The organism is Sphingomonas sp. UNC305MFCol5.2, assembly GCF_000712135.1.
Taxonomy (GTDB): Bacteria; Pseudomonadota; Alphaproteobacteria; order Sphingomonadales; family Sphingomonadaceae; genus Sphingomonas.
The window spans coordinates 1,299,901-1,313,152 of sequence record NZ_JOOE01000001.1; the positions used below are offsets into that span (position 1 = coordinate 1,299,901).

At 65.8% G+C, this 13,252-nt stretch carries 12 protein-coding genes; 6 read left to right on the forward strand and 6 right to left on the reverse strand.

The window, feature by feature from the left end; all coding sequences use genetic code 11:
• Positions 1–35: 35 nt before the first annotated feature.
• The 4 genes from tmk to BR78_RS0106335 all read left to right on the forward strand — a co-directional run bounded on the left by tmk (position 36) and on the right by BR78_RS0106335 (position 3,858).
• Positions 36–689: a dTMP kinase gene (gene tmk / locus BR78_RS0106320; protein WP_029935712.1), complete on the forward strand. Its 654-nt coding sequence runs from the start codon at positions 36–38 to the stop codon at positions 687–689.
• A 261-nt stretch (positions 690–950) separates the two neighbouring features.
• Positions 951–2,081, forward strand: coding sequence for a fumarylacetoacetate hydrolase family protein (locus tag BR78_RS0106325; RefSeq protein ID WP_029935714.1), 1,131 nt, complete (start codon positions 951–953; stop codon positions 2,079–2,081).
• An 87-nt stretch (positions 2,082–2,168) separates the two neighbouring features.
• Positions 2,169–2,966, forward strand: a complete 798-nt coding sequence (locus BR78_RS0106330) for an SDR family NAD(P)-dependent oxidoreductase (RefSeq protein ID WP_081855622.1) — start codon at positions 2,169–2,171, stop codon at positions 2,964–2,966.
• 1 nt (position 2,967) lies between these two features.
• Positions 2,968–3,858: an SMP-30/gluconolactonase/LRE family protein gene (locus BR78_RS0106335; RefSeq protein ID WP_029935718.1), complete on the forward strand. Its 891-nt coding sequence runs from the start codon at positions 2,968–2,970 to the stop codon at positions 3,856–3,858.
• Between the two features lie 59 nt (positions 3,859–3,917).
• On the opposite strand, the gene BR78_RS0106340 is transcribed toward BR78_RS0106335, so the two are convergent.
• On the reverse strand, positions 3,918–4,376 hold the full coding sequence (locus tag BR78_RS0106340) for a MarR family winged helix-turn-helix transcriptional regulator (protein WP_197021283.1): 459 nt from the start codon (positions 4,374–4,376) through the stop codon (positions 3,918–3,920).
• Positions 4,377–4,646: 270 nt separating this feature from the next.
• Positions 4,647–4,790 (reverse strand): hypothetical protein, encoded by a 144-nt coding sequence (locus tag BR78_RS21620; RefSeq protein WP_156022234.1) that lies wholly within the window; start codon positions 4,788–4,790, stop codon positions 4,647–4,649.
• A 50-nt stretch (positions 4,791–4,840) separates the two neighbouring features.
• Between BR78_RS21620 and BR78_RS0106350 the strand changes: the two genes are divergently transcribed.
• Entirely contained in the window at positions 4,841–5,098 is a 258-nt protein-coding gene (locus tag BR78_RS0106350) for a hypothetical protein (RefSeq protein WP_029935721.1), read from the forward strand.
• Positions 5,099–5,275: 177 nt separating this feature from the next.
• Here BR78_RS0106350 and BR78_RS0106355 read toward each other — a convergent pair whose 3' ends face one another.
• From BR78_RS0106355 to BR78_RS0106370, 4 genes are all read right to left on the reverse strand, one after another.
• Positions 5,276–5,950 carry a GNAT family N-acetyltransferase gene (locus BR78_RS0106355; protein WP_029935723.1) on the reverse strand — a complete coding sequence of 225 codons (675 nt, stop codon included), beginning with the start codon at positions 5,948–5,950 and terminating at the stop codon, positions 5,276–5,278.
• A gap of 217 nt (positions 5,951–6,167) precedes the next feature.
• Complete coding sequence (locus tag BR78_RS0106360; RefSeq protein WP_029935725.1) at positions 6,168–7,943, reverse strand: IlvD/Edd family dehydratase; 1,776 nt, start codon at positions 7,941–7,943, stop codon at positions 6,168–6,170.
• Between the two features lie 75 nt (positions 7,944–8,018).
• A complete protein-coding gene (locus BR78_RS0106365) occupies positions 8,019–9,434 on the reverse strand; it encodes a sugar porter family MFS transporter (RefSeq protein ID WP_029935727.1) in 1,416 nt (471 codons plus the stop codon).
• 90 nt (positions 9,435–9,524) lie between these two features.
• Positions 9,525–10,655 (reverse strand): LacI family DNA-binding transcriptional regulator, encoded by a 1,131-nt coding sequence (locus BR78_RS0106370; protein WP_051683209.1) that lies wholly within the window; start codon positions 10,653–10,655, stop codon positions 9,525–9,527.
• A gap of 159 nt (positions 10,656–10,814) precedes the next feature.
• Here BR78_RS0106370 and BR78_RS0106375 point away from each other — a divergent pair, with 159 nt between their 5' ends.
• Positions 10,815–13,235: a glycoside hydrolase family 3 N-terminal domain-containing protein gene (locus BR78_RS0106375; protein WP_029935731.1), complete on the forward strand. Its 2,421-nt coding sequence runs from the start codon at positions 10,815–10,817 to the stop codon at positions 13,233–13,235.
• Positions 13,236–13,252: the final 17 nt, after the last annotated feature.

Genomic DNA, 13,252 nt, shown 5'->3' on the forward strand with positions numbered 1-13,252 from the left:
GTGACATCGCGCGCCGCCATGCTAAGGCGTGGCGCATGGGCAAAGCTGCTTCGTTCTACGCGGTCGAGGGGGTCGACGGCTGCGGCAAATCCGGAATGGTCGGCCATATCGTCGCGCATCTGAACGACGGCGGATATCCCGCGATCGCAACGCGCGAGCCCGGCGGCACGCCGCAGGGCGAAAAGCTCCGGTCCCTCCTCCTCTCCGGGACCGACGACGCCTGGGACCAGCAATCCGAACTGCTGCTGATGACGGCCGCGCGGGTCGAGCATGTCCGGCGGGTCGTCCTCCCCACGCTCGAACGCGGTATCTCGATAGTGTCGGACCGCTATGTGGGATCGACCATCGCCTATCAGGGCGCCGGCCGAGGCATGTCGGAGGACTATATCCGCTTCCTCCACAAGGAAGCCGTCGGCGATGTCTGGCCCGATCTCGTCATCGTCCTCGATCTCGACCCGGCGATCGGTCTCGCGCGGAGCAAGAAGCGCCTCAGCGCCGACGCGATCGACGAGGGACGCTTCGAGACGCTGGATCTCGATTTCCACCACCGCATCCGCCGATCCTATCTCGATCAAGCCACGCGCGATCCGGATCGCCACGTCGTGATCGACGCGCTCGGCACGCCCGAGGAGGTTCGCGCGCGCGTGATCGAGGCGATCACGCTCTGGCGGACGCGCCAGGCGCGCTAACGTGCATCGACATTCGGCGCACGGGAATGCGGGTGGGCATCTCCGCAACCCTCACCCTGGCGGGGTGATCGTGGAAGTTTGAGGAGCGCTCTGCGGCCGAGGCCGCGCCGCCCCTGCTTGCATGATCGAGGGATCCATCATCAACGACAATATGCGATTTATCCGATTTTCTGCCTTCCACCGGGCTCAGCCCGACTTGACAGCGCCGCCTCGGCCACTCAATGGTAGCGCTATCAAAATCCAAATATTCTAAGGCGAGGGATGTTGGAAGCGTCTACGGTTGAATTGCTGCCCGCCGATCATGCGCAGGCTATCCTGATCGGACGCGTCCTGCTCGATGCAGGCCCGACGCCCGTGCTGATTCGCGACGGCGCCGTCCACGACGTCTCCGGCACTGCCGCGACCGTCGCCGACCTGCTCGAACGCGACGATCTGGCCACCGTCACCGGCCCGCGACTCTGCGGCGTCGAGGCGATCGGCACCGCAAGCGGCCCGCGCCTGCTCGCTCCGGTCGACCTTCAATGCATCAAGGCGTGCGGCGTCACTTTCGCGCTCTCGGCGATCGAGCGCGTGATCGAGGAGCGCGCGCGCGGCGATGCCGACAAGGCCTCGGAAATCCGCGGCGATCTCGAGGCGAAGGTGGGTTCGGGCATCCGCTCGGTGGTCCCCGGCAGCGCCGAGGCCGCCAGCCTCAAGGCGGCGTTGATCGATGCCGGCATGTGGTCGCAATATCTCGAAGTGGCGATCGGCCCCGATGCCGAGGTGTTCACCAAGGCCCCCGTGCTCTCGGCAGTCGGCTGGGGTGACGATATCGGCATCCGCTCGGACAGCGACTGGAACAATCCCGAGCCCGAGGTCGTCCTGATCGTCGACAGCAAGGGCACGCCCCGCGGCGCGACGCTCGGCAACGACGTCAATCTGCGCGACTTCGAAGGGCGCAGCGCCCTGCTTCTCGGCAAGGCCAAGGACAATAACGCCTCGACCGCGCTCGGCCCCTTCATCCGCATCTTCGACGATCATTTCACGATGGACGATGTCCGCTCGGCGGTGGTCGATCTTCAGATCACCGGTCCCGAGGGCTATACGCTCAGCGGCACCAACAAGATGAGCGAGATCAGCCGCGATCCGACCGACCTCGTCCGCCAGGCGCTCAGCGAGCACCAATATCCGGATGGCTTCGCCTTGTTCCTCGGCACCTTGTTCGCGCCGGTGCAGGACCGCGACCATCCCGGTCGCGGCTTCACCCACAAGGAAGGCGACGTGGTCCGCATCGCCACGCCGAAGCTCGGCGCGCTCGTCAATCGCGTCACTACGTCGAAGGCCGCCGCGCCCTGGGAATTCGGTATCCGCGATCTGATGCGCAATCTCGCTGCGCGCGGCCTGCTCGCGTGAAAATCGCTTTCATTAGCGAATTTGTCTCTTATCCTTACTACACGCATCCGCACGCGCCCCGTGCGCTCACAGGAACCCGCACCGTCCATGTCCGAAGCTGATCCCAAGCCCATGCCGCTCGCGCGCGATCAACGGGCCCTCTATCCCAGCCTCAAGGGCAAGCGCGTGCTGATAACCGGCGGCGGCTCGGGCATCGGCGCGGGCATGGTCGAGGGCTTTGTGCGCCAGGGCGCGCAAGTCACCTTCTTCGACATCGCCGAGCAAGATTCGGTCACGCTGGTCGAGAGCCTCGCGGGTGCCGACGTCGCCCCCGTCTTCAAGCGTTGCGACCTGACCGACATCGCCGCCGTCCAGTCCATGATCGCCGCGTTGATCGACGAGCATGGCGCATTCGACATCCTCATCAACAACGCCGCCAACGACGATCGCCACACGATCGAGCAGGTCACCCCCGAATATTGGGACAACCGCATCGCGGTGAATCTCCGCCACCTCTTCTTCGTCGCCCAGTCGGTGATCCCGGGCATGAAGGCCAAGGGCGGCGGCGTGATCGTCAATCTCGGCTCGATCTCATGGCATCTCGCGCTCGAGCAGCTCACGCTCTACCAGACCTGCAAGGCCGGCATCGAAGGTCTCACCCGCAGCTTCGCCCGCGAGCTCGGGCCCGACAATATCCGCTCGGTCTGCATCGTCCCGGGCAACGTCAAGACGGTGCGCCAGATGCAATGGTACACCCCTGAGGGCGAGGCCGAGATCGTCGCCGCGCAGTGCCTCAAGGGCCGTCTCGTTCCCGACGATATCGCCGCGATGGCGTTGTTCCTTGCTTCGGACGACGCTCGGCTGGTAACGGGCCACGAATATTTCGTGGACGCAGGGTGGCGATAAGATGAGCAAAGTGGCGATTTCCGAGCCGGTCAGCATCTGGCAGCTCGGGGCGCCGCTCGGCGAGGGCCCGGTCTGGGTCGAGCGCGACCAGGCACTCTGGTTCGTCGACATCAAAGGCCACAAGATTCACCGCTACGATCCGGCGAACGGCGCCACCCGCAGCTGGGACGCGCCCGGTCAGGTCGGCTTCATCCTGCCGGTGGAGAGCGGCGGCTTCGTCGCCGGCCTCCAGACGGGCCTCAGCAAGTTCGACGAGCGGGACGGCAGCTTCACGCATATCTGCGCGCCCGAGCCGGAGACGCCGACCAATCGCCTCAACGACGCCACCGTCGATCCGCAGGGCCGCTTGTGGTTCGGCAGCATGGACGATGGCGAGTCCGACATCACCGGCGCGATCTACCGCCTGGGCAGCGACGGCAGCTGCGTGGCGGTCAGTCCGCACGTCGCGATCACCAACGGGCCCGCGCTCTCGCCCGATGGCAAGACGCTCTACCATGTCGATACGCTCGGCGGGGTGATCTACGCCTGCGACGTCGACGATTCCGGCATGTTGGCGAACCGCCGCGAATTCGCCCGTATCCCCAATTCGGAAGGCTTCCCCGACGGCCCGACAGTCGACAGCGAAGGCTGTATATGGGTCGGCCTCTATATGGGCTGGGGCGTCCGACGCTATTCGCCTGCCGGCGAGTTGCTCGAGACCGTCAGGTTCCCGGTCGGCGCGATCACCAAGATCGCGTTCGGCGGTCCCGATCTCAAGACCGTCTTCGCCACCACCGCCAACAAGCACATCGCTCCCGGCGATCTGGCGAAGGAACCGCATGCCGGCGACTTGTTCCGCTTCGAGGTCACTGTCCCCGGCCAGCGCGGCACGCTGATCCGCGAAGGCGTTTGACACCGCTTATTGCGCAAGATTCGCAATAAAACTGCGAATGATTTGCGATAACGCGATGTTCAGGTCGCGGTCCGGTCCGGTTCCATCGTCGATTCCAGCTTCTTGAGCAGGGTGGAAAGCACCCATTGCTCCTTGTCGGCAAGCCCCGCCAGCAGCTGTGCCTGGAGCGCCATCTCCTCGCGAAATGCCTGCTCGACCAGCCCCTTGCCTTTCGCCGAAAGTTCCACAAAAACGCTTCTTTTATCGTCACTTGCGGCGGGACGATGAATCAGACGCGCCGCCTCGAGCTTGTTGAGCCGCGAGGTCAGGCCGCCGGAGGAAATCGCAAGCGCGCGATACAGCTCGGTCGGCCGGAGCCGATGCGGCGGCGGCGCGGCACGCAGCGCCGCCAGCACGTCATACCCGCCGCCGTCGATGCCGTGCTTCGCGAGCAACGGCTCGACCGCGAGCCGCGCCCGCCGGGTCACGCGGCGCGCCCGCCCGAGCACCGAGAGCCCGCGCGTGTCGACATCGGGCATAGCCGCCGACCACAAGGTGATCAGTTCTTCGACGGTATCCGTTTTGATCATGTTATCTCGCCGTCAAGACACTTGTCTCGATACCGAGAAATTCGGCACCAAGATACATACCTCGAAGATAAGATATTTACCTTGAAGTCAAGAAGCTTATCTTCAAGTCGAGCCGGCTTCGCGCGGCTCAGGCGGAAGGCGCTGGGAAGCGCGCGCGCTATGTTTGACTATAAGGCGTTTCTTTCCAGCTATTTGCAAGCCTTTTATGCACGAAAAACGTCACGCGCTCAGCATCGTAAATCTGCCTTCGGCCGCGTTGACCGACATGCTTGTCACGGTCAGGATGCCCAGGCCGGCGGCAAGCGCGGCATCCATGCGGCGGTCGACCGGACTTCCGGGCGCACCGCGTGCTGCTTCACGCAAATTGGCACCTGGATGCTTGCGTCCGGGGCGCTTTCGCATAGGCAAGGCGCATGGACTTCGACGATCAGCTCCGCCGCTATTTCGGCACCGCCGACCCTGCCACGCTCAACCCTGACGCACTTGCCGAAGGCACCGAGCGCATCCGCGTCGATCTCGGCCTCGAGCGCGATCGCAACCGCCGCTTCGCGCTCTGGGCGCTGCTCCACATCCTCGGCAGCGCGCCCGATCTCGACGTGGCGTTCAAGGACGAGGCCGATCGCGAAGCGGCGCGCAACTTCATGGATTTGATGGCCGGCGATGGGGGCTGATCAGCACGGGCCCAGGTAGAGAACTTATACAAGCTGTTGATAAATTTCAGTCATCCCGGCCTTGAGCCGGGATCCCGCTTGTTCTGCCCAGCCTGAAGGCAGCGGCACCCCGGCTCAAGGCCGGGGTAACGAAGAAGATATGAGTCCTCAACCTGGCGCTTGGCGTCGGGATGCGCCTCAATCGGGCTCGAGCACCGTCACGTTCATGTCGCATCGCAGGCGAAATCCCAGGCTCTCGTACAATGCGATCGCGCCGCGGTTATCGGCATAGGCGTGGAGGAACGGCGTCTCGCCCCGCGCGAGGATGCGCTCCGCGACCACTCGCATCAGCCCGCCGGCATAGCCCCGGCCGCGCCAGCCGGGGTGCGTGCAGACCCCGCTGACTTCGGTGAACCCGTCGGGCTTCATCCGCTCGCCCGCCATCGCCACCAGCCGCCCCTCGTGCCGGATGCCGATAAAGTCGCCCAGCCGGTGGGTTTGCGCGAAGAAGGGCCCGGGCTCGGTCAACGTCGCCAGCGCGAGCATCTCGGCCGCGTCGGCATCGCCGAGCTCGAGGAAATCCATGTCGGCAGCGCCGGACAGCGTTTCCGCCGCCATCTGCACGCCCATCCGATGCTTGCCGACCCGCGTTCCCGGAACCGGCGGCAGCGGATCCTTCTGCAGCACGATCGCCGGACCGGTCGCGCCGATCAGCGCCCCGAGCGCAGCCAGCGAGGGCGGCGCGTGGTCTCCGGTTGCGGCGAAGATCGCATAGTCGCCATCATAACGGAGCGCGCGTCCCTCACCCTGTGCCAGCGCCTGCTGTCGGGTTCGCAATGCGGTCCATGCCGGCCGGTCGAGCGGATGCGTCATGGCATCCTGTCTAGCCGTTTCCGGCGCACGGGCACATTCCGGATCCTGCTTCCAATGTAGGATTTCGCGTGCAAGGCTCGTCGCCGCTCTTTGAATCCGTCGAGAAGAATCCGACTGCCGCCGACGCAACAATCTTGCGCCGCCCGGAAACGAAATTTCACGATTCGCGAGAAAAGTGCGAAGTTAAGCGCTCCAAATCCAACAAAGCACCCGCGACTCAGTGGTTGTGCCGCGGCACCTTCTCGCTGGTCCGACGATATTTGAGCGCGAAGTCCAGCACCCCGCCCTCGCCCAATTGCCCTACCTTTTCGCGGTACAATTCCTCCCATGGCGTGTTGCTCTCGGGGATCGGCGGAGCCGGCTCGGTTTTCCGGCGCGCAATCTCCTCCGGCTCGACCAGCGCGTCGGCGGTGCCCGCATTGAGATCGACGCGGATGATGTCCCCGGTCCGCAGCCACGAGAGCCCGCCCCCCGCGGCGCTCTCGGGTGATGCATTGAGGATCGACGGGCTGTCCGACGTCCCCGATTGCCGCCCGTCGCCGAGCGTCGGCAGGCTCATGATGCCCTGCTGGATGATATGATCGGGCGGCTGCATGTTGACCACTTCGGCCGACCCCGGCCAGCCGAGCACGCCCGCGCCGCGGATCACCAGGATGCAATTCGCGTCGATGTTCAGCGCGGGATCGTTGATCCGGTGGTGATAGTCATCCGATCCGTCGAACACGATCGCCCGCCCCTCGAACACGCCTTCCGCGCCCGGCCGCGAGAGATAGCGCGCCCGGAAATCGTCCGAGATCACGCTGGTCTTCATGATCGCCATGTCGAACAGATTGCCGGTGAGCACGAGGAAGCCGGCCTTTTCCATCAACGGCGCATTCCAGGGCAGGATCACGTCGCGATCCTTCGTAGGCGCGCCCGCGACATTCTCGGCCAGCGTCCTGCCGGTGCAGGTCATGACGTCGCCGTCGAGTGCGCCGGCGGCCAGCATCTCGGATATCACCGCGGGGATCCCCCCGGCGCGGTGGAAGCGCTCGGAGAGATATTTGCCCGCCGGTTGCATGTTGACGATCAATGGCAGGTCATAGCCGGAGCGCCAGTCGTCCGGCGTGATCTCGATCCCCGCGTGCCGCGCCATCGCGACGAGGTGCGGCTGGGCGTTGGTCGATCCGCCGATCGCGGTCAGCAGCTTGATCGCATTGAGGAAGCTCGCTTTGCTCAGGATCTTCGAAGGACGCAGATCCTCATAGGCCATCTCGACGATGCGCCGCCCTGTCTCGTACGCAATCTGCCCGCGCTCGCGATAGGGCGCCGGGATCATCGCGCAGCCGGGCAGGCTCATCCCCAGCCCCTCGGCGATCGAGTTCATCGTCGATGCGGTGCCCATCGTGTTGCAATGGCCCGAGGACGGCGCGCTCTCCATCGCGCGCTGGAGGAATTCCTCCTCGTCGATCTCGCCCGCCGCCATCTTGCGCCGGCTGCGCCAGATCACCGTTCCCGATCCGACCAGCTCGCCTTCGTGCCACCCGTCGAGCATCGGCCCGCCCGACAGCACGATCGCCGGAATGTCGACCGTCGAGGCCGCCATCAGCGAGCTCGGCGTGGTCTTGTCGCAACCGGTGGTGAGGATCACGGCGTCGATCGGATAGCCGTTGAGGATCTCGACCAGCCCCAGATAAGCGAGGTTGCGATCCAGCGCCGCGGTCGGCCGCCGACAATTCTCGAAGATCGGATGGAGCGGGAATTCCATCGGCACGCCGCCCGCCGCCAGAATGCCTTCGCGCGCGCGCTTCACCGTCTCCAGATGGATGCGGTTGCACGGCGCGATGTCGCTGCCCGATTGCGCGATGCCGATGATCGGCTTGCCCGACCGCAGCTCGTCCGGGGTGATGCCATAGTTCATGAAGCGCTCGAGATAGAGCGCCGCCATGTCGCTGCGGCCAGGCGCGGCGAACCATTCGCGCGAGCGGAACGGGCGGGCAGGCGTACGGGTCATATCGTCCTCTTGTCGTGCAGAGGGGCGCGAGCCTCGCGGCCCACGCCCCCCCAATTTGTTGGCGCGGGAAGGCGATCAGCCTTCCATCGCCTCCAGTTCCTTGCCCTTGGTCTCCTGAATGAAACGCTGGACGAGGAAGAAGCTGATCACTGCGCAGATTCCGTAGAACGAATAGCTGGCCGCGAGGCCAATGCCAGCCAGCATGATCGGGAACGCCTGCGCGATAAGATAATTGGCGAACCACTGCGCGAAACCGCACACTGCCAACGCAGAACCGCGGATCTGGTTCGGGAACATCTCGCCGAGCATCACCCACATCACCGGGCCCCAGCTGACGTTGAAGAAGATCACATAGAGGTTGGCGGCGATCACCGCGACCGTGCCGACCTGCGCCGACATGACCAGCTTGCCGTCGACCAGCGCGCCTTCGCGAAAGGCGAAGACCATCACGAACAGCGTGATCGCCATGCCTGCCGAGCCGATCAGCAGCAGCGGCTTGCGCCCGATCCTGTCGATCACTGCGATCGTGACGAAGCAGGCCGCTATCGAGACGAAGCCCGAGACGATGTTGATCAGCAGCGAATCATTCTCGCTGAAGCCTGCAGCCTGCCACAGCGTCGAGCCGTAATAGAAGATCACGTTGATGCCGACGAGCTGCTGGAACACTGCGAGCAGCAGGCCCGCCCAGACGATCGCGCGGATGCCGAGGAAGCCGCGGCCACCTGCCGGCGTCAGAACGTCCTTGAGCTGCGGACGATGGTCGGTGGAGAAGCTCGCCTGAATCTCGGCGAGCTTGAGCGCCCCCTCCGTCGTGCCGAACAGCGAAGTCAGGACGGCGAGCGCTTCGGGATTGCGGCCCTTGGAGACGAGATAGCGCGGGCTCTCCGGGATGAAGAACAAGGCGATCAGAAACACTGCGGCCGGCAGCGCCTGCATCAGGTACATCCAGCGCCAAGCCTCGATCCCGCCCCAGAAGAGGTTGGTCGACGCGCCCGCCGCAGCGGCGAGGTAGTAGTTGACCACGAAGGCGGCGGTGAGGCCGGAGATGATCATGATCTGCTGCACCGTCGTCATCCGGCCGCGGATGTTCGCGGGGGCGACTTCGGAGATATAGGCGGGCGACAGCACCGAAGCGGCGCCGACCGCCATGCCGCCCAGGATTCGAGCGATGACGAAGATGTTGTGGTCGTGCGACAGGCCCTGGATCAGTGCGCCGACGAGGAAGAGAAGCGCGGCGAGCCGCATCACATTGCGGCGGCCCATCCGGTCCGCGAGGGTGCCGGCGAAGAACGCGCCGATGAAACAGCCGATCAGCAGCGATCCGACGGTGAAGCCAAGCCCGGCATCGTCGAGCGCGAACGCCGCCTTGAGGCCTGGCTGGGTGCCGTTCACGGCGCCGCTATCATATCCGAAAAGTAATCCGCCGATCGTCGCGACTGCGACGATGGCGCTGATCAGGCCGATATTGGCCCTCTCCGCGGTCTGGTTCATCCCCACTTCCTCTCCTGGTCACCCGTGCGCGACCCGGCACGGCGTGTTAGCGGTAACGGTGGCCCGGACGCTCAGGAATTGCAAGCGCCTCTAGCGCAGGCCTGGATTGGATGTAGTGGCGCCGCCACGGCGGCCGGAAACGCTGGCGCGGCCCGAAGGCGTGGTTTGCGCGCCCTTGGGCGGCGCGGAGGACTCCCGCACGATCAGCTCGTGATCGAGCACCTGCTCCTCCAGCCTGTCGGTTTCGGCCGAGCGATGCGCGCGGATCCGGGCGAGCAGCAAAGTTAGCGCTTCCTCGGCCATGGTGGAGATCGGCTGACGCACGGTGGTGAGTTCGGGCCAGACGGTGGTGGCGAGCGAGGTATCGTCGAACCCGACGACGCTCAGATCCTGCGGCACGTGCAGCCCACGGCGATGCGCCACGCCCACCGCGGCCGCGGCCATGTCGTCGTTGCTCGCGAAGATCGCGGTTGGCGGCTCGGGCCGGTCGAGCAGGCGCTCGGCCGCGACGATCCCCGAGCGGAACGTGAAATAGCCCTGCTCCACCGCCGCCGACTTGATGTCGATCCCCGCTTCCTCGAGCGCGGCGGCAAAGCCTCGATAGCGCTCGGCGCTGGAGGTCTGGTTGGGGTTGCCGCGGATGAAGCCGATCTTCCGGTGCCCGAGATCGAGCAGATGCCGGGTCATCGCCGCGGCGCCTTCGAAATCGTCGATGCGGACGTTTAGGCTGCGCGCCGGCGGCAGGCCCATCGCGACCGACACCCACGGAATGCCGGCAGCCTCCAGCTCGGCGCGCACCGGCGCGGCCTCGGAGAGCGGCGGTGGCAGGATCACCCCCTCGACGCTGGTCGAAGCGAAGCTGCGGGTTGCTTCCGCCTGCTCGTCCGGCCTCTCGCTCTCGCACGCCTCAAGGACCAGGTGGCAGCCGGCGCGGCGCGCTGCGGCGAGCGCGCCGATGAGGAATTGCGACAGATAAGCGGCGGACGGATTCGAATAGAGCAGCCCGATCTGCGTCGCGTCGCCCGCGGCGAGGCTGCGCGCGGCACTGTTCGGCGAATAATTGAGCTGCGCGATCGCCGCGAGCACCGCGGCGCGCGTCGTCTCGCGCACATTGGTGCCCCCGTTGACCACGCGCGACACCGTCATCGCGGACACGCCGGCGGCGCGTGCGACGTCCTGCACCGTGACTGACCCGCGGCTTCTTCGGCTAGGTTTGCTCATCCCCGTCCTTTGTGCCGAGGCATAAGGTGCGGTTTCGCGGAATGCAATCGGCATGGAACCGGTTGCGCCGCGGTTGACCCCGCCTGGACTCGGAGATAGCTGATAGCGCTACCAAAAATCCACAAGACGGCGCAGCGGCGCCGCGACCGGGAGAGCCTGATGATCGTTACCCGCCTGCCGGGCAAGTCCGCCCGCCGGTTTCCCCTCGCCGCGATCGCCATGCTGGCCGCAACTGCGCTGACTCCGGCGCCCGCATCCGTCGCGCACGCCCAGAACGCACGCGCCGACAAGCCGCTGTACAAGGATGCGTCGCAGCCGATCGACGCGCGGGTCGAGGACCTGCTCAAGCGGATGACGCTGGAGGAGAAGGTCCAGCAAATGGTCGCGATCTGGCTCCAGAAGGACAAGATCCAGACGCCCGATGGCGAATTCGACGCGCAGAAGGCGAGCAAGAACTTCCCCAACGGCCTCGGCCAGATCTCGCGCCCTTATGACCGCCGCGCGATCACCCAGGGCCCGGCGGCGGGTGCCGCTGCCGGCACCGTCAACCGCAGCGCCGAGGATACCGCGCGCTACATCAACGCCGCGCAGAAATGGGCAGTCGAGAAGACCCGTCTCGGCATCCCGCTGATCATGCACGAAGAGGCGCTGCACGGCTATGTCGCCCCCGGCGCGACCAGCTTCCCGCAGGCGATCGCGCTCGCCAGCACGTGGAACCCGAAGCTGCAAGAGCAGGTCTTCTCGGTGGCGGCGCGCGAGATGCGCGCCCGCGGCGCCAATCTCGCGCTCGCGCCCGTGGTCGACGTCGCGCGCGATCCGCGTTGGGGCCGGATCGAGGAGACCTATGGCGAGGACCCCTATCTGGTCGGCGAGATGGGCCTCGCCGCCATCCGCGGCTTCCAGGGCACCACGCTGCCGCTCGCCAAGGACAAGGTCTATGTGACGCTCAAGCACATGACCGGGCACGGCCAGCCCGAGAGCGGCACGAATATCGGCCCCGCCACCGTCTCCGAACGCACGTTGCGCGAAGTCTTCTTCCCGCCCTTCGAGCGCGCCGTCACCGAGCTGCCGGTGATGTCGGTGATGCCCTCGTACAACGAGATCGACGGCATCCCGAGCCATGCCAATCGCTGGCTGCTCCACGACGTGCTCCGCCAGGAATGGGGCTTCAGGGGCGTCGTGCTGAGCGACTATTTCGCGATCCGCGAGCTGATGACGCGCCACAAGCTGTACGACAATCTCGGCGATGCCGCGGTCCGCGCGCTCGACGCGACCGTCGACTTCGAGACCCCCGACGGGGAGGCCTATGCGCTGCTGCCCCAGCTCGTCCGCGATGGCAAAGTGAGCGAGGCGCAAATCGACGAGTCCGTCCGCCGCATCCTCAGGCTCAAGTTCAACGCCGGGCTGTTCGAAAACCCCTATGTCGACGCCAAGGCGGCCGCGGCGAAGACCGAGACGCCCGATGCGATCGCCCTGGCCCGCGAGGCGGCGCGCGAAGCGATCGTGCTGCTCAAGAACGACAAGGGCCTGCTGCCGCTCGACTCGAGCAGGATCAAACGGATGGCCGTGATCGGCACCCATGCCAGCGACACGCCGATCGGCGGCTATAGCGACGTTCCGCGCCACGTCGTCAGCGTGCTCGAGGGACTGAAGGCCGAAGGCAAGGGCAAGTTCGAAGTCGATTTCGCCGAGGGCGTGAAACTCACCAAGAGCCGCGCCTGGGCCGCGGACGCCGTCGAGCTGGTCGACGACGCCACCAACGACCGGCTCCGCGCCGAGGCGATCGAGACCGCGAAGAATGCCGACGTCGTTTTCCTCGTGCTCGGCGACAACGAGCAGCTCAGCCGCGAGGCGTGGGCCGACAACCATCTCGGCGACCGCAACAGCCTCGAGCTGATCGGGCCGCAGAACCAGCTGGCGAAGGAGATCTTCGCACTCGGCAAGCCGGTGGTGGTGTTGCTGCTCAACGGCCGGCCGCTGTCGGTGAAGTATCTGGCGGAGAATGCCCCGGCGCTGATCGAGGGCTGGTATCTGGGACAGGAGACCGGCAACGCCGTCGCCGACGTGGTATTCGGGCGTGCCAATCCGGGCGGCAAGCTGCCCGTGACGATCGCGCGCGACGTCGGCCAGCTGCCGATGTTCTACAACCACAAGCCGAGCGCGCGGCGCGGCTATCTCTTCGCCGAGACCAGCCCGCTCTATCCGTTCGGCTACGGGCTTTCCTACACGACGTTCGACATCGCCGCGCCGGTGCTCGCGACGCCGACGATCGGGCGGTACAACAACGTCAAGGTCAGCGTGGATGTGACCAACACGGGTGCGCGGGCCGGCGACGAAGTCGTCCAGCTCTATGTCCGCGACGATCTGGCTAGCGTCACCCGGCCGGTGAAGGAGCTGAAGCGCTTCGAGCGCGTCAGCCTGAAGCCCGGCGAGAAGAAGACCGTCACTTTCGAGCTCACGCCGCGCGACCTGTCGCTATGGAATGTCGACATGAAGCGCGTCGTCGAGCCGGGGACGTTCACGATCTCGTCCGGCCCGGACTCGGTGAAGCTCAAGAGCGCCACGCTGACGGTCAAGTGATGGAACTCCCCTCCCTG

Coding starts and splice junctions, on each gene's coding strand:
- tmk (WP_029935712.1), top strand. CDS start 36: ATGGGCAAAGCTGCTTCGTTCTACGCGGTCGAGGGGGTCGACGGCTGC.
- BR78_RS0106325 (WP_029935714.1), top strand. CDS start 951: ATGTTGGAAGCGTCTACGGTTGAATTGCTGCCCGCCGATCATGCGCAG.
- BR78_RS0106330 (WP_081855622.1), top strand. CDS start 2,169: ATGTCCGAAGCTGATCCCAAGCCCATGCCGCTCGCGCGCGATCAACGG.
- BR78_RS0106335 (WP_029935718.1), top strand. CDS start 2,968: ATGAGCAAAGTGGCGATTTCCGAGCCGGTCAGCATCTGGCAGCTCGGG.
- BR78_RS0106340 (WP_197021283.1), bottom strand. CDS start 4,376: ATGCCCGATGTCGACACGCGCGGGCTCTCGGTGCTCGGGCGGGCGCGC.
- BR78_RS0106350 (WP_029935721.1), top strand. CDS start 4,841: ATGGACTTCGACGATCAGCTCCGCCGCTATTTCGGCACCGCCGACCCT.
- BR78_RS0106355 (WP_029935723.1), bottom strand. CDS start 5,950: ATGACGCATCCGCTCGACCGGCCGGCATGGACCGCATTGCGAACCCGA.
- BR78_RS0106360 (WP_029935725.1), bottom strand. CDS start 7,943: ATGACCCGTACGCCTGCCCGCCCGTTCCGCTCGCGCGAATGGTTCGCC.
- BR78_RS0106365 (WP_029935727.1), bottom strand. CDS start 9,434: ATGAACCAGACCGCGGAGAGGGCCAATATCGGCCTGATCAGCGCCATC.
- BR78_RS0106370 (WP_051683209.1), bottom strand. CDS start 10,655: ATGAGCAAACCTAGCCGAAGAAGCCGCGGGTCAGTCACGGTGCAGGAC.
- BR78_RS0106375 (WP_029935731.1), top strand. CDS start 10,815: ATGATCGTTACCCGCCTGCCGGGCAAGTCCGCCCGCCGGTTTCCCCTC.